Annotated in this window: 19 protein-coding genes and 2 tRNA genes; 5 read left to right on the top strand and 16 right to left on the bottom strand. The window is 55.2% G+C overall.

The genetic code is table 11. The features are described from left to right. Window positions 1-30 precede the first annotated feature (30 nt). Window positions 31-321 (top strand): GIY-YIG nuclease family protein, encoded by a 291-nt coding sequence (locus tag N5J69_RS11450; protein WP_279770663.1) that lies wholly within the window; start codon window positions 31-33, stop codon window positions 319-321. On the opposite strand, the gene N5J69_RS11445 is transcribed toward N5J69_RS11450, so the two are convergent. Next, the gene (locus tag N5J69_RS11445) at window positions 305-811 is read right to left on the bottom strand and encodes an N-acetyltransferase (RefSeq protein WP_279770383.1); all 507 of its coding nucleotides are present in this window, start codon (window positions 809-811) and stop codon (window positions 305-307) included. The genes N5J69_RS11450 and N5J69_RS11445 overlap by 17 nt on opposite strands. Continuing rightward, window positions 805-1,329, bottom strand: coding sequence for an SCP2 sterol-binding domain-containing protein (locus N5J69_RS11440; protein ID WP_279770382.1), 525 nt, complete (start codon window positions 1,327-1,329; stop codon window positions 805-807). The genes N5J69_RS11445 and N5J69_RS11440 overlap by 7 nt, the downstream gene beginning before the upstream one ends. A gap of 203 nt (window positions 1,330-1,532) precedes the next feature. Here N5J69_RS11440 and N5J69_RS11435 point away from each other — a divergent pair, with 203 nt between their 5' ends. From N5J69_RS11435 to N5J69_RS11425, 3 genes are all read left to right on the top strand, one after another. Then, window positions 1,533-2,528 (top strand): peptidase U32 family protein, encoded by a 996-nt coding sequence (locus tag N5J69_RS11435; RefSeq protein WP_279770381.1) that lies wholly within the window; start codon window positions 1,533-1,535, stop codon window positions 2,526-2,528. A gap of 9 nt (window positions 2,529-2,537) precedes the next feature. Next, a complete protein-coding gene (locus N5J69_RS11430; RefSeq protein ID WP_279770379.1) occupies window positions 2,538-3,416 on the top strand; it encodes a U32 family peptidase in 879 nt (292 codons plus the stop codon). A gap of 114 nt (window positions 3,417-3,530) precedes the next feature. Next, window positions 3,531-4,541 (top strand): luciferase-like monooxygenase, encoded by a 1,011-nt coding sequence (locus N5J69_RS11425; protein WP_279770377.1) that lies wholly within the window; start codon window positions 3,531-3,533, stop codon window positions 4,539-4,541. Here the strand turns inward: N5J69_RS11425 and N5J69_RS11420 are convergent, their stop codons facing one another. Then, window positions 4,542-5,462, bottom strand: coding sequence for an AraC family transcriptional regulator (locus N5J69_RS11420; RefSeq protein ID WP_279770375.1), 921 nt, complete (start codon window positions 5,460-5,462; stop codon window positions 4,542-4,544). Window positions 5,463-5,636: 174 nt separating this feature from the next. Between N5J69_RS11420 and N5J69_RS11415 the strand changes: the two genes are divergently transcribed. Next, window positions 5,637-6,383: a glucose 1-dehydrogenase gene (locus N5J69_RS11415; RefSeq protein ID WP_279770373.1), complete on the top strand. Its 747-nt coding sequence runs from the start codon at window positions 5,637-5,639 to the stop codon at window positions 6,381-6,383. 55 nt (window positions 6,384-6,438) lie between these two features. On the opposite strand, the gene N5J69_RS11410 is transcribed toward N5J69_RS11415, so the two are convergent. The 13 genes from N5J69_RS11410 to glmM all read right to left on the bottom strand — a co-directional run bounded on the left by N5J69_RS11410 (window position 6,439) and on the right by glmM (window position 20,837). Further along, window positions 6,439-8,343, bottom strand: coding sequence for a DEAD/DEAH family ATP-dependent RNA helicase (locus tag N5J69_RS11410; protein ID WP_279770370.1), 1,905 nt, complete (start codon window positions 8,341-8,343; stop codon window positions 6,439-6,441). 178 nt (window positions 8,344-8,521) lie between these two features. Further along, window positions 8,522-9,406 (bottom strand): lipoprotein NlpI, encoded by an 885-nt coding sequence (gene nlpI / locus N5J69_RS11405; protein ID WP_010251765.1) that lies wholly within the window; start codon window positions 9,404-9,406, stop codon window positions 8,522-8,524. Window positions 9,407-9,535: 129 nt separating this feature from the next. Next, the gene (gene pnp / locus N5J69_RS11400) at window positions 9,536-11,671 is read right to left on the bottom strand and encodes a polyribonucleotide nucleotidyltransferase (RefSeq protein WP_279770369.1); all 2,136 of its coding nucleotides are present in this window, start codon (window positions 11,669-11,671) and stop codon (window positions 9,536-9,538) included. A gap of 310 nt (window positions 11,672-11,981) precedes the next feature. Continuing rightward, window positions 11,982-12,251: a 30S ribosomal protein S15 gene (gene rpsO / locus N5J69_RS11395; protein WP_003851063.1), complete on the bottom strand. Its 270-nt coding sequence runs from the start codon at window positions 12,249-12,251 to the stop codon at window positions 11,982-11,984. A gap of 131 nt (window positions 12,252-12,382) precedes the next feature. Next, a complete protein-coding gene (gene truB, locus N5J69_RS11390) occupies window positions 12,383-13,327 on the bottom strand; it encodes a tRNA pseudouridine(55) synthase TruB (protein WP_279770368.1) in 945 nt (314 codons plus the stop codon). Next, a complete protein-coding gene (rbfA, locus tag N5J69_RS11385) occupies window positions 13,327-13,734 on the bottom strand; it encodes a 30S ribosome-binding factor RbfA (RefSeq protein WP_279770662.1) in 408 nt (135 codons plus the stop codon). The genes truB and rbfA overlap by 1 nt, the downstream gene beginning before the upstream one ends. Window positions 13,735-13,799: 65 nt before the next feature. Further along, on the bottom strand, window positions 13,800-16,493 hold the full coding sequence (gene infB, locus N5J69_RS11380) for a translation initiation factor IF-2 (protein WP_279770367.1): 2,694 nt from the start codon (window positions 16,491-16,493) through the stop codon (window positions 13,800-13,802). Window positions 16,494-16,510: 17 nt separating this feature from the next. Then, a complete protein-coding gene (gene nusA / locus N5J69_RS11375) occupies window positions 16,511-17,998 on the bottom strand; it encodes a transcription termination factor NusA (protein WP_279770365.1) in 1,488 nt (495 codons plus the stop codon). A 24-nt stretch (window positions 17,999-18,022) separates the two neighbouring features. Then, on the bottom strand, window positions 18,023-18,475 hold the full coding sequence (rimP, locus tag N5J69_RS11370) for a ribosome maturation factor RimP (protein ID WP_010251795.1): 453 nt from the start codon (window positions 18,473-18,475) through the stop codon (window positions 18,023-18,025). 211 nt (window positions 18,476-18,686) lie between these two features. Next, window positions 18,687-18,763, bottom strand: a tRNA-Met gene (locus N5J69_RS11365). A gap of 59 nt (window positions 18,764-18,822) precedes the next feature. After that, window positions 18,823-18,909 (bottom strand) — tRNA-Leu (locus N5J69_RS11360). Between the two features lie 37 nt (window positions 18,910-18,946). Next, complete coding sequence (gene secG, locus N5J69_RS11355) at window positions 18,947-19,285, bottom strand: preprotein translocase subunit SecG (protein WP_003851074.1); 339 nt, start codon at window positions 19,283-19,285, stop codon at window positions 18,947-18,949. A gap of 217 nt (window positions 19,286-19,502) precedes the next feature. Continuing rightward, window positions 19,503-20,837 carry a phosphoglucosamine mutase gene (gene glmM, locus N5J69_RS11350; RefSeq protein WP_279770363.1) on the bottom strand — a complete coding sequence of 445 codons (1,335 nt, stop codon included), beginning with the start codon at window positions 20,835-20,837 and terminating at the stop codon, window positions 19,503-19,505. Window positions 20,838-20,839 lie beyond the last annotated feature (2 nt).

The following is a 20,839-nucleotide window of genomic DNA, read 5'->3' as shown; positions in this document are numbered from 1 at the left end:
CACGGCACCTTTTTTTGGGAAATGATTGCGATGAAGCAGTGGCAACTCTACATCGTCCGGACGGCGAAAGGGAGCCTGTACACCGGTATTACCACGGATGTGTTGCGCCGGTTTGCTGAGCACCAGAGCGGACGCGGCGCCCGTGCGCTGCGCGGCAAAGGTCCGCTGGACCTGGTGTTTCACTGTGAGGCGGGCGATCGCGCCAGCGCCTCCAGACTGGAGTATCAGGTTAAACAACTGACCCGTCAGCAGAAGTTACTGCTGGTGGCGGGTCAACCGCTCAGTCTGGAGAGCTGGCTGGGTATTACGGCTGCCGATTAAAGGGTTCGGCGTAGTCGATCTGCCCTTCCGCGCCGTCACAGGCATTGTCCGCCAGACGATAGACCTGGAACGTTGCCTCTGTTCCCGGCCAGCGACTGCGCAGGCCGTGGCGTGCCGCCGGTTCAAAACCAAACCGGTTGAACAGCGCCGGATCGCCCAGCACCACAACCGCGCTGTAGCCAAATTCATTGAGCGTATCCAGCCCCTCATAAATCAGCTTGCTGGCAATGCCCTGACCGCGCAGCGTCTCATCAACAGCCAGCGGTGCCAGGGCAACCCAGCCGCGATCGTCTCCCTGGACGCTGACCGGACTGAAGGCGGCATAACCCAGCACCTGTCCCTCGTCATCCGTGGCGACCACGCCTAAGGTCAGCAGGCCATCTTCACGCAGTGCCTGAGTCAGTTCCGCCTCGGCTGGACGGCTGAAGCAGCGTCTGAGCAGCGCGTCGATGCCTGCAGCATCAACACCAATTTCGCTACGGATCAACATGCGGCACCCGCGCGCGCCTGTGCGGCCTTCGCGTCCTGTTTCATGCCAGCGTCGACAAATGCCGCCATCTGCTCAATAGCCGTGCGTAACGCGGTGGGCATAGCCTCGGGTTCAATAGCATCCATTACGTTCTTCACCTCAAGTCCCAGTTCTGTGTCACCTTCAATCACCAGACGGCGTTGAAAGAACAGCATGTCGGGATCTGCTTTACGTGCTGCCACCAGCAACAGATCATTGGCATTGCCCCGAAACCAGACATCCGCTTCGGACTGTTGCAATACCGCCAGTCGGCCATCCTGCAGCGTGGTTATCCATTGCAGATTGAGATCGGCAATCCCGATACCCAGCAGGCGACCGTTCAGAAAGTCTAACTCACCTTCAGCCAAAGCATGGCGAAATTGCCAGTTTAAGAGTTGTTGCAAAAGCAACTTTTTGACCGGGAATGGGGTAAGCGCTGCGGGTAACCCTAAGATTTTAGGACCGTTTTTCACACAATGGGCATGTATCCGCTTTAACACTTTCTTCCCTCCCTTCAGAAAATTTTACGTATATTGCCATATCCTTTTCGGCGCGCCTCCTCTGAGATCAATAAAAACCGCCGCGATGAAGGAAAAAAAGCGCCGCCAGGGCGGATGAACTGGAATTTCACTGCCCCAAATCAACACGCTCACCGGACCAGATGCCTAGACTCGACGCCCATCGCATGTTGAGAGGAACACCTATGGAACTGCTCTGCCCGGCTGGAAACTTACCCGCAGTGCGCACCGCCACAGAGAATGGCGCGGATGCGGTCTATGTGGGACTGAAGGATGACACCAACGCCCGTCATTTTGCAGGCCTGAACTTCACCGATAAAAAGCTGGCTGAAGCGGCGCGCTATCTGCATCAGCATCGCCGCAAACTGCATGTGGCGATCAATACCTTTGCCCACCCGGATGGCATGGGACGCTGGCAGCGGGCGATTGATGTCGCGGCGCAAAACGGGGCCGACGCACTGATTCTGGCCGATATTGCCACGCTGGAGTATGCCGCGAAGAACTATCCCGCGGTTGAACGTCATCTTTCTGTGCAGGCTTCGGCGACCAATCTGGAGGCGATTCGTTTTTATCATCGCCACTTCAGTCTGCAGCGGGTCGTGCTGCCACGCGTGCTGTCGATTCATCAGGTTAAGCAGCTGGCACGCGGCACGCCGGTACCGCTGGAGGTGTTCGCCTTTGGCAGCCTGTGCATTATGGCGGAAGGCCGCTGCTACCTCTCTTCCTGGCTGACCGGCGAGTCGCCCAACAGCGCAGGTGCCTGCTCCCCGGCAAAATTTGTACGCTGGCAGCAGACGCCGCAGGGCATGGAGTCACGTCTTAATGAAGTGCTGATTGATCGCTACGCCGCTGATGAAAGCGCGGGTTATCCGACGCTCTGCAAAGGCCGGTATGAGGTCAACCATCAGCGTTATCACGTACTGGAAGAACCCACCAGCCTCAACACCCTGGCACTGCTGCCGGAGCTGCTGCGGGCAGGCATCGCCTCGGTGAAAATCGAAGGCCGGCAGCGCAGCCCCGCCTACGTTGCTGATGTGGCACGCGTCTGGCGTCAGGCAATCGATCGCTGCAAGGCGCAGCCGGACCGGTTTGACGTCGAACCACAGTGGATGAAGACGCTGGGCGATCTCTCTGAAGGCACGCAAACCACGCTGGGTGCTTATCACCGTGAATGGCAATAAGGAGTCATGATGCAATATGCCCTTGGGCCGGTACTCTGGTACTGGCCGAACGATACGCTGGAAGATTTTTATCAGCAGGCTGCCCGCAGTAGCGCGGATATTATCTACCTCGGCGAAGCGGTGTGCAGTAAACGCCGCGCCACACCCTATGCCCGCTGGATGGCGCTGGCGCGTGACGTGGCAGCCAGCGGCAAGCAGGTGGTACTCAGCACGCTGGCGCTGCTGCAATCCCCTTCTGAACTGAAAGAGCTGCAGCGCTACGTAGAGAACGGCGAGTTCCTGATTGAAGCCAATGACATCGGCACGGTCAATATGGCCGCAGAGCGCCATCTGCCCTTTGTCGCGGGCCCGACGCTGAATGTCTATAACGCGGACACGCTGCAGCTGCTGGTCAAAGAAGGCATGACGCGCTGGTGTATGCCGGTAGAGATGTCGCGTGACTGGCTGCTTCAGCTGCTGGCGCAGTGTGAAACCCGGGGTATCCGTCAGCAGTTTGAGGTGGAAGTGCTGGGCTACGGTCATCTGCCGCTGGCGCTCTCCGCACGCTGTTTCACTGCCCGCTCGGAAAACCGTGCGAAAGATGACTGCGAAACCTGCTGCATTCACTATCCGACAGGCCGCCGCGTCAACTCTCAGGAGGGGCAGCAGGTGTTCGTCCTCAATGGCATTCAGACCATGAGCGGCTACTGCTACAACCTGGGTAACGATCTGGCAGGGATGCATGGCAACGTCGACTGTGTCCGGCTCTCACCACAGGACAGCGCGACGCTGGCGGAAATCGACCGTTTCCGTGCGAATGAAAACGGTCAGGCGCCGTTAATGGTCGCGAAAGGCAGCGATTGTAACGGTTACTGGCGTAAACTGGCGGGCATGACGCTGGCATCCTGAATAAAAGCACATACCGGCTATATTCCTGCTGAGGTTAGCAGTTTTAATATAAGGAATGATGCGTAATACTAAATGGTGCAGGTTTTACGCCTGCGCCATACAACGGGAGTAGTCATGTCTGATAAAAAACCTCTTCGCCTGTCCGTGCTGGATCTTGCGCCGATTCCACAGGGCGCGACCGCACGGGATGCGTTCCACAATTCACTGGCGCTGGCGCGTCAGGCTGAAAAACTGGGCTTTGAACGCTACTGGCTGGCTGAACATCACAACATGACAGGGATTGCCAGTGCTGCGACGTCGGTGCTGATCGGCTATCTGGCGGCGAACACAGAGACCCTGAAGCTGGGCTCCGGCGGCATTATGCTGCCGAACCATGCGCCGCTGGTGATCGCTGAGCAGTTTGGCACCCTGGCCTCTCTCTATCCTGGTCGTATCGATCTCGGTTTAGGTCGCGCGCCGGGTTCTGACCAGCGCACGATGATGGCGCTGCGCCGTCATCAGGCCAGCATGCACGCCGACACCTTCCCCGAAGATGTGGCTGAACTGATTAACTGGTTTGATGCTGATGCAGATACGCAGCTGCCGGTTCAGCCGGTGCCGGGTCTGGGCCTGAAGATCCCGGTCTGGCTGCTTGGCTCCAGCCTCTACAGCGCGCAGCTGTCCGCAAAAATGGGCCTGCCGTTCGCCTTTGCCTCCCATTTCGCGCCTGACCAGCTGTTCCAGGCGCTGCACGTCTACCGTGAGAATTTCCAGCCCTCGGCGCGTCTCGATAAGCCGTATGCCACGGTCTGCATTAACGTGGTTGCCGCTGACAATGAGCGTGATGCGCGCTTCCTGTTTACCTCGCAACAGCAGCAGTTCATTAACCTGCGCCGCGGCAAGCCTGGCCCGTTACCGGCACCGGTTGAGAACATGGATAATCTCTGGTCGCCGTCAGAGCAGTATGGCGTACAGCAGGCACTCAGCATGTCGCTGGTCGGCGATACCGATAAGGTGCGTCATGGCCTGGCCTCGCTGATGCGTGAAACGCAGGCGGATGAAATCATGGTTAACGGCCAGATTTTTGACTGCGAAGCGCGTCTGCGCTCCTTCGCCATCGCGATGGACGCAGCAAACAGCCTCTAATCAGTTTTGCGGTGGGCGGATGATCTCCGTGCTCACCGCCAGCTGACGATTATCTCTGGCCGGAGATTGCCCGTACAGGCGGCGATACTCCCGGCTGAACTGTGAGGCGCTCTGATACCCTACCCGATAGCCTGCCGTTCCGGCATCCAGCTTTTCCACCATCATCAGACGTCGCGCCTCATTCAATCGCAGTTGTTTCTGGTATTGCATCGGCGTCATGGCCGTAACGGCTTTGAAGTGATGATGCAGCGAAGAGATGCTCATGCCGACACTGCTGGCGAGCTGGTCGATCTTCAATGGCTGATGAAAATTTTCCCGCAGCCAGCGAGCAGCCTGCGCGACCCGGTTGCCCGGACGCTCAGCCAGCGCCATATTAAGTATGCGTGAGCCTTCCGGCCCGGTCAGCAGTCGGTAGAAAATCTCCTGCTCAATCAGCGGAGCCAGCGCCTCAATATCTTCCGGGTGGTCAAGCAGGCGCACCAGTCGGATCACCGCGTCCACCAGCAGCGGTGAGACCTTATGCACTGCGACGCCGCGTTCATTGCCTGCTGTCGCCAGCGGCAGCGTCGGAGGAAACTGTTCAAGGTAGCGCATGAGCCGGGATTCATTGATGGCGATACCTATCCCAAGGTTAGGCTTGTCCGGCGTGGCGACGGTGACGCACGCCCGCACCGGCATATCCAGCGTCACCAGCAGCAGATCGCCCGGTCCATAGTGCAGGACCTCATCCCCCATATGCAGCGCTTTACTGCCCTGGGCTACCAGCGCAAAACTGGCCCATTGAGCAAAGTGCATCGGCTCAGTGGGGGCTGAAACCCGGCCAAAAAACAGGCAATCAATGGCACTTGAATGCCGGCCATCCTCGGGTGCATGACGGGCAATTAACTGTGCCAGCGCCTGCCACTTGTCACTCTCTGTCATTACATTCTCCCCTTCCGCTCGCTGTGCCGATATTACCTGACGCCAGACGAAATGCCTGTCCTGTTGCAGCACTTTTGCAGGATCGTGCAAAAAGCTTGCAGGATTGCGCTACCCGCTTTTCGTCACCTGCGCGCATAGTCTTTCGACGCAATCATTACGGCGGAGAATGACATAATGAAAGCACTGCAGAACAAAATCGCCCTGGTGACAGGGGCCTCAAAAGGGATTGGTGCGGCGATTGCCATCGCGTTTGCCGCAGCGGGCGCACGGGTCGTGGTTAATTACCACCAGGATGAGGTGGGAGCGGCTGACGTGGTCAGTGATATCGCCACCCTGGGCAGTGAAGCCGTGGCGGTACAGGCAGACATCTCTCTTCTGCGGGATGTGGAGCGGCTGTTCACAACCACTGTGGACTGTTTCGGTGCTCCCGACATTGTGGTGAATAATGCGGGCAGCTTTCATCACGGCGAGTTTGCGGCGCTCACGCTGGAGGAGATGCAGCAGCAGATTAACGTTAACCTGCTCGGCACGCTGCTGGTCTGTCAGCAGGCCATTCGTCACTTCCCCGCGCACGGCGGCAGTATCATCAACCTCAGCGCCCTGAACAGCAAAAACAGCACGCCGGGTTCCGTCCTCTGGGCAGCAACGAAAGGCGCGGTGGATACGCTGACTCAGGGACTGGCACGCGAACTGGGCCCAATAAATATCCGGGTTAATGCCCTGGCTCCCGGCATGATCCTGACCGAGGGATTACTGGCTGCGAAGAGGATGAGTCCGCAGCTCAAGGCGCAACTGCTGGCTGCCACACCGCTGGGGCGTTTTGGTCTTCCGGAGGATGTGGCGCAGGTTGCGCTGTTTCTGGCATCGGAGGAGTCCGCTTACGTCAGCGGGGAGCGCGTCATGATCAGTGGCGGTGCCTGACGGCCATAAAAAAAGGGAAGCCAGTGGCTTCCCTTTTCGTTACGACGCGAAGTCGTTATGCATCACGACGACGTGGAGCGGCAGCGCCCTCTTCACGACGTGGACCACGACCGCCTTCACGGTTGAAGCTGCGACCGCCTTCACGACCACCTTCACGGCGCTCTGAAGAGAAGCGACGACCACCTTCACGGTTGCCAGCGCCTGGACCATTGCGACGATCACCACCGGCCGGACGACGGTCACCACGACCTTCGTTTGGCTGTGCATCACCCAGCAGCTGCATATTCATAGGTTTGTTCAGAATACGCGTACGGGTGAAGTGCTGCAGCACATCGCCTGGCATGCCTTTCGGCAGCTCGATAGTCGAGTGGTTACCGAACAGCTTGATGTTACCGATGTAACGGCTGCTGATGTCGCCTTCGTTAGCGATAGCGCCAACGATGTGACGAACTTCAACACCATCATCACGGCCAACTTCAATGCGGTACAGCTGCATTTCGCCAACGTCACGACGTTCACGACGTGGACGATCGCCATCACGGCTTTCACGTTGACCACGAGAGTCACCACGCGCTTCACGGCTGTCACGACGGCCATCACGGTCATCACGATCGCGGTATTCGCGACGTGCCGGACGCGGCGCTTCTGGTGGCAGAATCAGAGGACGTTCGCCCTGTGCCATCTTCAGCAGTGCGGCTGCCAGCGTTTCCAGATCCAGCTCATCTTCAGGCTGCATTTTCGTCAGCAGAGCGCGGTACTGATCCAGATCGCTGCTTTCCAGCTGCTGCTGAACTTTCGCGGCAAACTTGGCCAGACGACGCTCACCCAGCAGTTCTGCGTTAGGCAGTTCGACTTCAGGGATGGTCAGCTTCATTGTACGTTCGATATTGCGCAGCAGACGACGCTCGCGGTTCTCAACGAACAGCAGCGCACGGCCAGCACGACCTGCACGACCGGTACGGCCGATACGGTGAACGTAAGATTCTGCATCCATCGGGATGTCGTAGTTTACAACCAGGCTGATACGCTCAACGTCCAGACCACGGGCCGCAACGTCGGTTGCAATCAGGATGTCCAGACGACCATCTTTCAGGCGCTCCAGCGTCTGCTCACGCAGTGCCTGGTTCATATCACCGTTCAGTGCAGCGCTGTTGTAGCCACTGCGCTCCAGCGCTTCTGCCACTTCCAGCGTTGCGTTTTTAGTACGCACGAAGATGATGGCAGCATCAAAGTCTTCTGCTTCCAGGAAGCGAACCAGTGCGTCTGTTTTACGACCGTAAGCGGTCCAGTAGCTCTGGCTGATGTCAGGGCGCGTCGTCATGCTTGACTGAATACGCACTTCCTGTGGATCTTTCATGAAGCGTTTAGTAATACGACGAATCGCTTCCGGCATGGTGGCAGAGAACAGCGCCGTCTGATGACCGGCTGGAATCTGCGCCATGATGGTTTCAACATCTTCGATGAAGCCCATACGCAGCATTTCGTCGGCTTCGTCCAGCACCAGGCCGCGCAGGTTAGAAAGGTCTAACGTGCCGCGTTTCAGATGGTCAAGCAGACGACCAGGGGTACCCACAACAACCTGTGGTCCCTGACGCAGTGCACGCAGCTGCACGTCATAGCGCTGGCCGCCGTACAGGGCAACCACGTTCAGGCCGCGCATGTGTTTAGAGAATTCAGTTACTGCTTCAGCAACCTGTACCGCCAGTTCGCGGGTAGGTGCCAGCACCAGAATCTGTGGTGCTTTAACAGTCGGGTCAATGTTGTTTAACAGCGGCAGAGAGAATGCCGCAGTTTTACCACTCCCGGTCTGCGCCATACCTAATACGTCACGGCCCGCCAGCAGGTGAGGAATACACTCAGCCTGGATTGGGGATGGCTTTACGTAGCCCATGCCATTCAGTGATTCAAGGATGTCGGCGTTCAGGCCAAGGTCAGCAAAAGTGGTTTGAATATCAGTCATGTAGTACACGTGCCTCTTAGATTTCGGCGGCCAGTCTACATAACTCGTCGTGAAAACTTTCAGTCATTTTCATCAAAAAGTGTGAACCGGCTCAAATTAGAAGTTTTGACGAACAGAAAAGCCCTCATCCCTTAAGATGATGACTTAACAGGTTTTACAGGCAAAATAAGTTCGTCAGCTATTGCTGGTCAGATTCTGATAAATCGTCTTGTGCCTGGCCGAGTTGCGCCAGTTCCAACAATGCGTATCGGTGTTCAACAAAGTTGTTGACGTTGTTGGCCACCGCCAGTTTGAACAACGCTTTCGCGTCGTCCTTCTCCCCCAGACTTAGGTAGTACTTACCTAAATAGAAGTTGGTTTCACTGAGATGTTCAGCGAGCGAGGTGTTATCCGTTGCGTCCGCCTTGAGACTTTCCATCAACGTTTTCTCGTTGATATCTCCAAGGTAGAACTCGACAATATTCCATCCCCATTGGTCTCTGACCGCTTTGTCGTGGCGCTGTTGAAGCGCAACTTTTGCCTTGTCGACGTCCATCTCACGTTCAACGAGATAGAGCCACAGGCTGCGGAAAGGATCGTTAGGATCGTCTTGATAAAACGCCAGCAGATCATCTTGCGCTAACTTGTATCGACCGCCGTAATAGAGGGCGATACCACGGTTTAAATGCGCATAGTTGTAAGTTGGATCAAGCTCAAGTACAGAATCAAACGCTTCATAGGCGGCATCAAAGTTGCCCGCCTGCGTTAAATATATGCCTAAGTAGTTAAACACCTCGGGCATATCTGGTCTTATAGACAGCGCTTGCGAAAAATCGTTCCGCGCTAATGCCCGCAGACCTAAACTATCATACAACACTCCGCGCTCATATAACAGCTGTGCGCGTTCATCATCGGTGAGAGCGCGACTGGCAAGAATTTGTTCCATGCGCGCCAGTATCACTTCCTGCTGCAGTGTGGGCTGTAAAGGCACTGCAAGAACTTCGTTCTTACGCCAATTGGAGTTGCTGCATCCTGCCAGCGTCAAAGCTGTCGCAACAAAACACCAGCGCAGAAAAGGCTTCATTTCCCACTCCCGAATACAAACATTGGGATAACCATCCTGTCATCCGCCTGCTGTGCACAAGGATTCCCGCCCTCGCGATGATACAAACGCCCCTCTCTGCCAGGCAAAGAGGGGCAAATCAGCAACGACTTATTCAGCGTCAGGCGTGCTCACCGCTGCAGCTTCTTCAGTCTGCGGCTTAGATTCTGTCGCTTCTTTGATGCTCAGACGTACGCGGCCCTGGCGATCAACTTCCATCACCTTAACCGGTACTTCCTGACCCATCTGCAGGTAGTCAGTCACTTTCTCAACGCGCTTATCAGCGATTTGTGAAATGTGAACCAGACCTTCTTTACCGCCGCCGATGGCAACGAAGGCACCGAAGTCAACGATGCGGGTCACTTTACCACTGTAAATGCGGCCCACTTCGATCTCTGCCGTGATCTCTTCGATACGACGAATCGCTTCTTTCGCTTTCAGACCATCGGTCGCAGCGATTTTCACGGTGCCGTCATCTTCGATTTCGATGGTTGTGCCCGTCTCTTCGGTCAGCGCACGAATCACTGAGCCGCCTTTACCGATCACATCTTTGATCTTGTCAGAGCTGATCTTGATGGTGTAAATACGTGGTGCAAATTCAGAAATCTCGGTACGCGGAGTGCTGATAGCCTGTTCCATCACGCCCAGAATGTGCAGACGCGCACCCTTGGCCTGGTTCAGCGCTTCCTGCATGATTTCACGCGTGATGCCTTCGATTTTGATGTCCATCTGCAGCGCGGTGATACCTTCACGGCTACCGGCTACTTTGAAGTCCATGTCGCCCAGGTGATCTTCATCGCCCAGGATGTCAGACAGAACCACAAACTTCTCATCTTCTTTCACCAGACCCATTGCGATACCCGCAACGGCGGCTTTGATTGGCACACCAGCATCCATCAGCGCCAGTGAGGCACCGCAGACAGAGGCCATTGAAGAAGAGCCGTTAGATTCGGTGATTTCAGACACCACGCGAACGGTGTAAGGGAAATCTTCCGCTTTAGGCATTACCGCTAACACGCCGCGCTTCGCCAGACGACCGTGACCGATCTCACGACGCTTCGGCGAACCAACCATGCCGGTTTCGCCGACAGAGTAGGGAGGGAAGTTGTAATGGAACAGGAAGCTGTCGGTACGTTCGCCCATCAGCTCATCCAGGTTCTGCGCATCGCGGGTGGTACCCAGCGTTGCCGTTACCAGTGCCTGCGTCTCACCACGGGTGAACAGTGATGAACCGTGCGTACGTGGCAGCACGCCAGTACGAACGTCCAGACCGCGGATCATATCTTTTTCACGACCATCGATGCGTGGCTCGCCATTCAGGATGCGGGTACGAACGACGTTCTTCTCAAGGCTGTGAACGATATCGCCAATTTCAGCGCTGTCCAGGGTTTCATCTTCAGCCAGCAGTGCAGCAATGGTTTCGTCTTTGATGACGCCAACCTGCGTGTAACGCTCCTGCTTGTCAGTGATGCGGTAAGCATCGCTGATGCGCGATTCTGCCAGGGCAGCAACGCGGGAAATCAGCGGGGTGTTAGCCGCTTCTGGCTGCCAGTCCCAGCGTGGTTTGCCGGCTTCAGCAACCAGCGCATTGATGTTTTCGATAACGATCTGCTGCTGGTCGTGACCAAAGACCACCGCACCCAACATCTGCTCTTCTGACAGGATCTCAGCTTCAGATTCAACCATCAGCACGGCATTCTGCGTACCGGCAACCACCAGATCCAGACGAGACTGTTTCAGCTCATCTGCGGTTGGGTTCAGGACATATTGATCGTTGATGTAGCCAACGCGTGCAGAACCAATTGGGCCATTGAAAGGCAGACCTGAAAGAGACAGTGCCGCAGAGGCACCGATCATCGCAACGATGTCCGGGTGAACCTGTGGGTTAACAGAAACCACGGTTGCAATAACCTGAACTTCGTTAACAAAACCTTCCGGGAACAGCGGACGAATCGGGCGGTCAATCAGACGCGCAATCAGCGTTTCGCCTTCGCTTGGACGGCCTTCACGACGGAAGAAGCTGCCTGGGATACGACCAGCAGCGTAGGTACGCTCCTGATAGTTTACGGTCAGCGGGAAGAAGTCCTGACCAGGTTTAGATTTTTTCTGACCTACGACAGTGACGAACACTGCGGTATCGTCCATGCTCACCATGACAGCGGCTGTCGCCTGGCGAGCCATCATGCCGGTTTCCAGCGTGACGGTATGTTGACCATATTGGAATTTGCGTACGATCGGATTCAGCAAAATCAAAGTCCTTAACTTCGGGGCAGGGCTATCTGTAGCCCGCCATTGATTACCAACCTTCAGTTGCATCCTCGCGACTAATGACAACCCTCGACCGCCCCTGCGGTAAAGCCTCTCATTAGCCGCGCGAAATTCTGCAAACTAAAGATCACACTAAGCAACAATACATCAGTTTGGCCCGGATTGCTGCCGATTGCTCGAAAAAAGGGGCCATAAAGGCCCCCTCTTCACGAAACTCGCACAAATCTGATCGTTAGCTGCACACAGTGCAAATGCCCGCATAATGCCCCGACGATCAGATTCTTCAGACTTAGCGACGCAGACCGAGACTTTCGATCAGGCTGCTGTAGCGTGCAACGTCTTTACGCTTCAGGTAGTCCAGCAGCTTACGACGCTGAGATACCATGCGCAGCAGACCGCGGCGGCTGTGGTGGTCTTTTTTGTGCTCAGAGAAGTGACCCTGCAGATGGGTAATCTGCGCGGTCAGCAGGGCAACCTGAACTTCAGTTGAACCGCTGTCGTTTGCACCACGACCATATTTAGCAACGATCTCTGCTTTAGCTTCTACGCTTAGAGACATAATAAACTCCAGTAATAAATGAATGTATGGGTGCCGATCTCTAATTCAGCATCCCGCTTTAAAGCCGCGCTATTCTACTCTGCGCCCGATAGCAACGCAAATGCCCCATCAGCGAAAAGTGAACGCCCGGCTCAATCCTGATACTCGACCACTAAACGCCGTGGCGCAAGGCGGCCATCATCGGCGATTTCTGCCATACCGATAAATTTACGCGCGTCACCTTCCGATACTCTGACCAGTCCCTGCGCAGGTGCGTTACTGGCCTGCACCGGCTGTCCCAGGCGGAAGAAATTAGCTACCGCAGGCGGGATATTCACTTCAGGGAAGTCAGAGGCGGGACTGTCCATCGGCAACAACAGCGGATCGAGCTGCGTTTCCAGTGGGATACCCGCTTCAGTGGCTTCCGTCAGCAGGCTATTGAGCTGTTCCAGCGTCACCATCCGCTCATACGGATAACGGGCAACCTGCACACGACGCAGCATGGTTACATGCGCACCGCATCCCAGCTTTTCGCCCAGGTCATCGATGATGGTACGGATATAGGTGCCCTTGGAGCAGTGGATTTCCAGCTCCAGCTCATTATCCTGCCAGCGAATAAACTGCAGTTCATAGACCGTAATCGGGCGGGGTTCACGCTCAATCACAATGCCCTGACGCGCATATTCATACAGCGGACGCCCCTGATGCTTCAGCGCCGAAAACATGGAGGGCACCTGCAGCGTGTCGCCACGGAAACTCTCCAGGGCGTTATCCAGATCGGCCTGACTGAAGCTGACCGGACGCGTCTGCACGATGTTGCCATCGGCGTCTGACGTGTCAGTGCGCTCGCCCAGTCGGGCAATCACACGGTAGCGCTTGTCGGAATCGAGCAGATACTGCGAAAACTTGGTTGCTTCACCCAGGCAGATCGGCAACATGCCGGTGGCCAGTGGATCAAGCGCGCCGGTATGTCCTGCGCGATTAGCGTTGAAGATACGCTTCACTTTCTGCAGAACATCATTCGACGAGACGCCTTGTGGCTTATCCAGCAACAACACGCCATGGACGTCGCGACCGCGACGACGCGGACGACTCATTACGCCTCCTCGTCATCGCCAGTGGTCTCCGGACCACGGCGCTCAGCATCATTTTTCACAACGCTGGTGACGAGATTGGACATGCGCATCCCTTCCACTAACGAGTTGTCGTAGAAGAACGTCAGCTCAGGCACGATACGCAGACGCATCGCTTTACCGAGCAGAATGCGGATGTAACCTGAGGCTTCTTTCAGCGCTTTCAGGCCGTTCTTAATCGCATCTTCATCTTTGTCGTTGAGGAACGTCACGAACACTTTTGCGTAAGCGAGATCGCGTGACACTTCAACACCCGATACGGTGACCATCATGCCAAGACGGGGATCTTTGATCTCACGCTGCAGGATCATCGCTATCTCTTTTTGCAGCTCTTGTGACACGCGCTGCGGGCGACCAAATTCTTTCGCCATCATTATTTCTCCCAAATAATTCGGGAGGCCAGAGGCCTCCCAAATTGCAACACATCAGCAGTCTATTACTCGATGGTGCGTTTAATTTCGATGATTTCAAACACTTCGATCATATCGCCAACGCGAACGTCGTTGTAGTTCTTCACGCCGATACCACACTCCATGCCGTTACGCACTTCGTTGACGTCATCTTTGAAGCGACGCAGAGATTCCAGCTCGCCTTCATAAATCACCACGTTGTCACGCAGGACGCGGATTGGATTGTGACGTTTGATGTTACCTTCGGTCACCATACAACCGGCAATGGCGCCAAACTTCGGTGATTTGAACACGTCGCGGACCGCAGCCAGACCAATGATCTGCTGTTTGTACTCTGGTGCCAGCATACCGCTCATCGCGGCTTTCACTTCGTCAATCAGGTTATAGATGACGGAGTAGTAGCGCAGATCCAGGCTTTCTGAGTCAATGACGCGACGCGCAGAGGCATCGGCACGAACGTTGAAGCCAAGGAGGATAGCGTTAGAGGCCGCAGCCAGGGTCGCATCGGTTTCGGTAATCCCGCCCACGCCTGAACCGACAATCTTCACCTTCACTTCGTCGGTGGAGAGTTTCTGCAGGGAATCAGAGATTGCTTCCACAGAACCCTGAACGTCAGCTTTCAGAACGATGTTCAGTTCAGAAACTTCGCCTTCGGTCATGTTAGCAAACATGTTCTCAAGCTTAGATTTCTGCTGGCGAGCCAGTTTAACTTCGCGGAATTTGCCCTGACGATAGAGCGCAACTTCACGTGCTTTCTTCTCGTCACGGACCACAGTCGCTTCATCACCCGCAGCAGGGACACCGGACAGACCCAGGATCTCAACCGGGATAGAAGGACCCGCTTCCAGGACTTCGCGACCCAGTTCGTCACGCATTGCACGAACACGGCCATATTCGAAACCACAAAGGACGATATCGCCTTTGTTCAGCGTACCTTCACGTACCAGCACGGTCGCAACCGGACCACGACCTTTGTCCAGGAAGGATTCGATGACCACGCCGCTCGCCATACCTTCACGGATAGCGGTCAGTTCCAGAACTTCCGCTTGCAGCAGGATTGCATTCAACAGGTCATCAATGCCGGTACCCGCTTTCGCAGAGACATTCACGAACATGTTTTCGCCGCCCCACTCTTCCGGAATGATACCGTACTGAGTCAGTTCGTTTTTAACACGATCCGGATCCGCTTCTGGCTTATCGCACTTGTTCACTGCAACCACAACCGGCACTTTCGCGGCTTTGGCGTGCTGAATAGCTTCGATAGTCTGCGGCATCACGCCATCGTCTGCTGCCACGACCAGGATAACGATATCGGTCGCCTGCGCACCACGAGCACGCATCGCGGTAAACGCGGCGTGGCCCGGGGTATCCAGGAAGGTCACCATACCGTTGTCGGTTTCAACGTGGTAAGCACCGATGTGCTGTGTAATCCCGCCCGCTTCGCCAGAGGCGATTTTAGTGGAACGGATATAGTCCAGCAGAGACGTTTTACCGTGGTCGACGTGACCCATGATGGTGACAACCGGCGCACGAGACTCCTGTGCCGCATCGGTATCACGATCGTCCATTACCGCTTCTTCCAGCTCGTTCTCACGACGCAGGGTCACTTTGTGGCCCATCTCTTCGGCAACGAGTTGTGCAGTTTCCTGATCGATGACCTGGTTGATAGTCGCCATTGCGCCCATCTTCATCATCGCTTTAATGACCAGAGAACCTTTCACCGCCATTTTGTTCGCCAGTTCGGCTACGGTGATGGTTTCGCCAATCACAACATCGCGGTTAACGGCCTGCGCTGGCTTGTTGAAGCCCTGCTGCAGTGCGCTAGGTTTGCGATGCTTACCGCCTTTACCGCCACGAACCTGCGCACGCGCTTCTTCACGGTCAGTTTTGGCTTCAGAATGTTTATTGCCTTTTTTCGCCGGACGCGCAGCTTTAGCCGTCGTACGCGCACGCGCACGGCCTGCTTCAACCTGACGGTCGTTTTCGTCTTCTGCCTGACGGGCATGGGTCGAAGTGGTGACGTGATAGTCGCCTTTATCCTCTTCTTCCGGTTTTTCCCACTCAGCTGATTTCTCTTCAGCCAGACGGCGGGCTTCTTCGGCTACGAGGCGGGCAGCCTCTTCCAGCTTACGGCGGGCTTCTTCTTCAGCTTTACGCTTCAGTTCGGCAGCTTCAGCTTCGCGACGGGCTTTGTCTGATTGCGCAGCCCTGGTCACTTCGTCGGTAGGTTGATTTGTCACTTTGTCATTTTCCGCTGCTGCACGCTTGGCCTTATCAGCGGCTTCGCGCCTGGCTTTATCTTCGGCTTCACGTTGCGCTTTCTGTTCAGCTTCGCGACGGGCTTTTTCTTCAGCCTCGCGTTGCGCCTGCTCTTCCGCTTCACGCTGCGCCTCGGCTTCAGCTTCTGCCTGAGCTTGCTCAGCCTCTGCATCACCCTTCACATAGGTACGCTTTTTGCGGACTTCAATTTGCACCGACTTACTTTTACCCCCGGTGCCTGGAATATTCAAGGTGCTGCGCGTTTTACGCTGCAGCGTCAGCTTAGCTGAACCGACCTGACCGTGTTCGCGGTTCAGATGAGATAGTAAGGTTTCTTTCTCTTGCTGGGTTACCGCGTCGTTTTCAGACTTAGGGATCCCCGCATCAGCAAATTGCTGTACCAGGCGATCGACCGGAGTCTGAATTTCTGCGGCCAGCGATTTTACGGTTACATCTGTCATGCTGTTCCTTCCTGTTATTACGCGTCATCGCCGAACCAGCAGATATTACGTGCGGCCATAATCAGCGCGCCGGCTTGTTCATCAGACAGGCCTTCAATATCCGTCAGATCGTCAACACCTTGCTCAGCGAGATCTTCCAGCGTGCAAACGCCTTTCGACGCCAGGCGGAACGCCAGCGCACGATCGAGGCCTTCAAGATTCAGAAGATCCTGAGCGGGCTCCTGATTTCCAAGACTCTCTTCTTTCGCCAGTGCCAGGGTGGTTAACGCATTTTTTGCTCGTTCACGCAGGGCTTCAATGGTCTCTTCGTCGAGGCCGTCGACTTCCAGCAACTCGTTGATTGGCACGTATGCCAGCTCTTCCAGCGAAGAGAAGCCCTCTTCCACCAGTACGGTGGCGAACTCTTCGTCGATGTCGAGATGTTTAGTGAACATATCGATCGCTGCATGTGCTTCAGCCTGATGCTTGGCCTGCAGATCATCGACGGTCATCACGTTCAGCTCCCAGCCACTCAGCTGTGAAGCGAGACGCACGTTTTGGCCGTTACGGCCGATCGCCTGAGCCAGGTTGCCAGCTTCTACGGCGATATCCATGGTGTGATTATCTTCATCAACCACGATTGACGCCACATCGGCCGGGGCCATGGCGTTGATAACAAACTGCGCCGGATTATCGTCCCACAGCACGATATCGATACGCTCGCCGCCCAGTTCACTGGAAACGGCCTGAACACGCGCGCCGCGCATGCCCACACAGGCACCCACCGGATCAATACGTTTGTCGTTGGTTTTGACTGCAATTTTAGCGCGTGAACCCGGATCGCGGGCTGCGGCTTTAATTTCAATCAGTTCTTCGCCAATTTCTGGCACCTCAATGCGGAACAGTTCAATCAGCATTTCGGGTTTAGAACGCGTCACAAACAGCTGTGCACCACGCGCTTCCGGGCGAACAGAGTAAAGTACGCCACGAATACGGTCGCCTGGACGGAAGTTTTCACGCGGCAGCATATCTTCGCGCAGAATGACCGCTTCGGCATTGCTGCCTAAGTCGAGGGAAATGTTGTCGCGGTTAACTTTCTTCACCACGCCCGTGATAATTTCGCCTTCCTGTTCACGGAACTGGTCAACCACCATTGCGCGCTCAGCTTCGCGCACTTTTTGCACGATAACCTGCTTAGCGGTCTGGGTGGTGATACGGTCAAAGGTGACCGATTCAATCTGATCTTCGACATAATCGCCCAGATTGAATGCTTCATCTTCGAAGCGGGCCGCATCCAGCGTGATCTCGCGCGTCGGCTGTGTCACCTCTTCTACGATTTCCCAGCGGCGGAAAGTATCGAAATCACCACTGCGGCGATCAATGCTGACGCGTACTTCAATTTCCTGCTCGTACTTTTTCTTGGTCGCAGTCGCCAGCGCGCTCTCCAGCGCTTCGAAGATTTTCTCACGCGGCAGGGCTTTTTCGTTAGAAACGGCTTCTACAACAGCTAAGATCTCTTTGTTCATCCTGGTTAGCCTCAATCCGGACTTTTAAAAGTGGGGGACCAGGTTCGCTTTCTGAATATTACTCAGCGCGAACACTTCATCGCTACCCTCAACGTGCACCGTGATCATCTCGCCATCAACTGACTTGATGGTTCCCTGCCATTTACGGCGGTTCTGAACGGCCATACGCAACACCAGACTCACTTCTTCACCCATAAAACGGGTGTAGTGTTCGGCGGTGAACAGAGGACGATCGAGTCCCGGTGAAGAGACTTCAAGGTTGTAAGGTACCGTAATGGGATCTTCAACATCCATTACCGCACTTACCTGGTGGCTGACATCGGCGCAATCATCGACATTGATGCCATCTTCACTATCAATATAGATGCGCAGGATAGATGTGCGACTACGAACGAATTCGATACCAACCAGTTCGTAACCCAGCGCTTCTACGGGAGCCGATACCAACTCTGTCAATTTTTGCTCTAATGTGGACAAGCCCACCCCCAAGACATAAAAAAAGGGCCTATAGCCCAGTATTACGATTCGCTAATAACAAAAAACCCCGAATATTCGGGGCTTTTAATCACTGGACCCTGTAAACCGCATTGCGGTCCGGACTCCATCCAAAGAATTTTCTTTCAAAAAATAGCCGTGAATGCGTCCGTCGATGCATACAGTATATTTGAAAAAGAACTCAAAGGGAAAGTGGTTGCGGGGGCCGGATTTGAACCGACGACCTTCGGGTTATGAGCCCGACGAGCTACCAGGCTGCTCCACCCCGCGTCCGAAAACGTGGCGAATAATACGCCAGACCTGCATAAAATGCAAGTGATACTACGATTTGGTACCGAGGACGGGACTTGAACCCGTAAGCCCAATCGGGCACTACCACCTCAAGGTAGCGTGTCTACCAATTCCACCACCACGGCACTACACTGACCACAACGATTCGTTGTGCTGACGACCTTACTTAGGAATATCGCTGCCCGGCGTGACCGGTTGAGCTGGCTTTTCAGTCTGTTGAGAAGACTGCGCCGGCGCAGAAAGATTTTCCCACTCGCTTCCTTTCGAGGCTTTATTACTGTTCAGATTACCCAGAACCAGGCTGATGATGAAGAACAGTGCCGCTAAGATGCCAGTAGTACGGGTCATGAAATTACCTGAACCCGAAGAACCAAACACCGTACCGGATGCGCCTGCACCGAATGAGGCTCCCATATCAGCGCCTTTGCCTTGCTGCAGCATAATCATACCCACGAGGGCGATAGCCACAATAAGGAAAACAACTAAAAGAGCTTCGTACATATTCAACCTGTTCCTTGCACGATAATCGTACAGTTAAAGCTTCAACCAGTATTGATGGGGAGTCTCGTCATCACCCATCAGAAGCGGGTGTGAATACTAACCAAAGGCGCATATCTCTGCAAGTGCAATTTCTCTTATGCAAACTGATTGCAGAAAAAAGCGCCATCCCGGTGATTTTACAGGCAGTTCTCAGAATAGTGAACCGCCTGTCAGGGGTTTAAACTGCCTTGACCTGATCGGCGATGCGATTAGCCAGTTCAGTGACCTGCGCTTCGTTTTCACCTTCAACCATGACGCGAATCAACGGCTCAGTCCCGGATTTGCGCAACAGGACACGCCCGCGACCCGCCAGCGCTTTTTCAACATCGGCGGTCACCGTTTTCACGGCATCGCTTTGCAGCGGATCATGTTCGCCTGCAAAGCGTACGTTGACCAGAACCTGTGGCAGCATCTTCATGCCACTGCAGAGATCGTGCAGGCTCATGTGATTGCGCACCATTGCAGTGAGTACTTGCAAACTTGCAACAATACCGTCGCCGGTGGTGGTTTTATCCAGAAGGATCACATGCCCGGAGTTCTCTGCGCCGAGACGCCAGCCCTTCTCCTGCATCTTCTCCAGCACATAGCGGTCACCTACTTTGGCACGGGTAAACGGAATGCCCAGTTGTTTCAGAGCCAGCTCCAGCCCCATGTTACTCATCAGCGTACCCACGACACCGCCGCGTAACTGCCCCTGACGCAGGGCTTCACGCGCAATGATGTAGAGGATCTGGTCACCATCAACTTTTTCGCCAAGGTGGTCAATCATCATGATGCGGTCGCCGTCGCCGTCGTAGGCCAGGCCGATATCGGCTTTCTCTGCCAGCACGCGCTGCTGCAGCAGTTTAAGATCGGTGGCACCGCACTCTTTGTTGATGTTCATCCCGTCGGGCTGCACACCGATAGCGATCGCGGTCGCCCCCAGTTCACGCAGGACATTCGGCGCAATGTGGTAAGTTGCACCATTGGCGCAGTCGACCACAATTTTCAGGCCATTCAGACTGAGTTCGCTGGGGAAGGTGCCCTTACAAAACTCAATGTAACGTCCTGCGGCGTCGACGATGCGGCTGGCGCGGCCTAACTGTGCTGATTCTACGCAGGTAATCGGCTTTTCCATCTCCAGCTCAATCGCTTCTTCAACGTCATCAGGCAGTTTGGTGCCTTCAGACGAGAAAAATTTAATGCCGTTGTCGTCAAACGGATTGTGCGACGCTGAAATGACGATGCCTGCCTCTGCGCGGAAGGTGCGGGTCAGATAGGCAATGGCGGGTGTCGGCATCGGACCGGTAAAGGCGGCCGTCAGACCTGCGGCAGCCAGACCCGCTTCCAGTGCAGACTCCAGCATATAGCCAGAGATACGGGTATCTTTGCCGATGATGATTTTTTTCGAACCGTGGCGCGCCAGCACTTTACCCGCAGCCCAGCCCAGCTTCAGGACAAAATCAGGCGTGATAGGTGTTTCACCGACTTTGCCGCGAATGCCGTCTGTACCGAAATATTTACGATTACTCATGA

The organism is Pantoea sp. GD03673, assembly GCF_029844725.1.
Taxonomy (GTDB): Bacteria; Pseudomonadota; Gammaproteobacteria; order Enterobacterales; family Enterobacteriaceae; genus Pantoea.
This window is presented reverse-complemented; position numbering and strand designations above follow the sequence as displayed.

What these genes read in the sequence shown, in the direction of transcription:
- N5J69_RS11450 (WP_279770663.1), top strand. Translation starts at nt 31, where the DNA reads ATGAAGCAGTGGCAACTCTACATCGTCCGGACGGCGAAAGGGAGCCTG.
- N5J69_RS11445 (WP_279770383.1), bottom strand. Translation starts at nt 811, where the DNA reads ATGTTGATCCGTAGCGAAATTGGTGTTGATGCTGCAGGCATCGACGCG.
- N5J69_RS11435 (WP_279770381.1), top strand. Translation starts at nt 1,533, where the DNA reads ATGGAACTGCTCTGCCCGGCTGGAAACTTACCCGCAGTGCGCACCGCC.
- N5J69_RS11430 (WP_279770379.1), top strand. Translation starts at nt 2,538, where the DNA reads ATGCAATATGCCCTTGGGCCGGTACTCTGGTACTGGCCGAACGATACG.
- N5J69_RS11425 (WP_279770377.1), top strand. Translation starts at nt 3,531, where the DNA reads ATGTCTGATAAAAAACCTCTTCGCCTGTCCGTGCTGGATCTTGCGCCG.
- N5J69_RS11420 (WP_279770375.1), bottom strand. Translation starts at nt 5,462, where the DNA reads ATGACAGAGAGTGACAAGTGGCAGGCGCTGGCACAGTTAATTGCCCGT.
- N5J69_RS11415 (WP_279770373.1), top strand. Translation starts at nt 5,637, where the DNA reads ATGAAAGCACTGCAGAACAAAATCGCCCTGGTGACAGGGGCCTCAAAA.
- N5J69_RS11410 (WP_279770370.1), bottom strand. Translation starts at nt 8,343, where the DNA reads ATGACTGATATTCAAACCACTTTTGCTGACCTTGGCCTGAACGCCGAC.
- nlpI (WP_010251765.1), bottom strand. Translation starts at nt 9,406, where the DNA reads ATGAAGCCTTTTCTGCGCTGGTGTTTTGTTGCGACAGCTTTGACGCTG.
- rpsO (WP_003851063.1), bottom strand. Translation starts at nt 12,251, where the DNA reads ATGTCTCTAAGCGTAGAAGCTAAAGCAGAGATCGTTGCTAAATATGGT.
- truB (WP_279770368.1), bottom strand. Translation starts at nt 13,327, where the DNA reads ATGAGTCGTCCGCGTCGTCGCGGTCGCGACGTCCATGGCGTGTTGTTG.
- rbfA (WP_279770662.1), bottom strand. Translation starts at nt 13,734, where the DNA reads ATGGCGAAAGAATTTGGTCGCCCGCAGCGCGTGTCACAAGAGCTGCAA.
- infB (WP_279770367.1), bottom strand. Translation starts at nt 16,493, where the DNA reads ATGACAGATGTAACCGTAAAATCGCTGGCCGCAGAAATTCAGACTCCG.
- nusA (WP_279770365.1), bottom strand. Translation starts at nt 17,998, where the DNA reads ATGAACAAAGAGATCTTAGCTGTTGTAGAAGCCGTTTCTAACGAAAAA.
- secG (WP_003851074.1), bottom strand. Translation starts at nt 19,285, where the DNA reads ATGTACGAAGCTCTTTTAGTTGTTTTCCTTATTGTGGCTATCGCCCTC.
- glmM (WP_279770363.1), bottom strand. Translation starts at nt 20,837, where the DNA reads ATGAGTAATCGTAAATATTTCGGTACAGACGGCATTCGCGGCAAAGTC.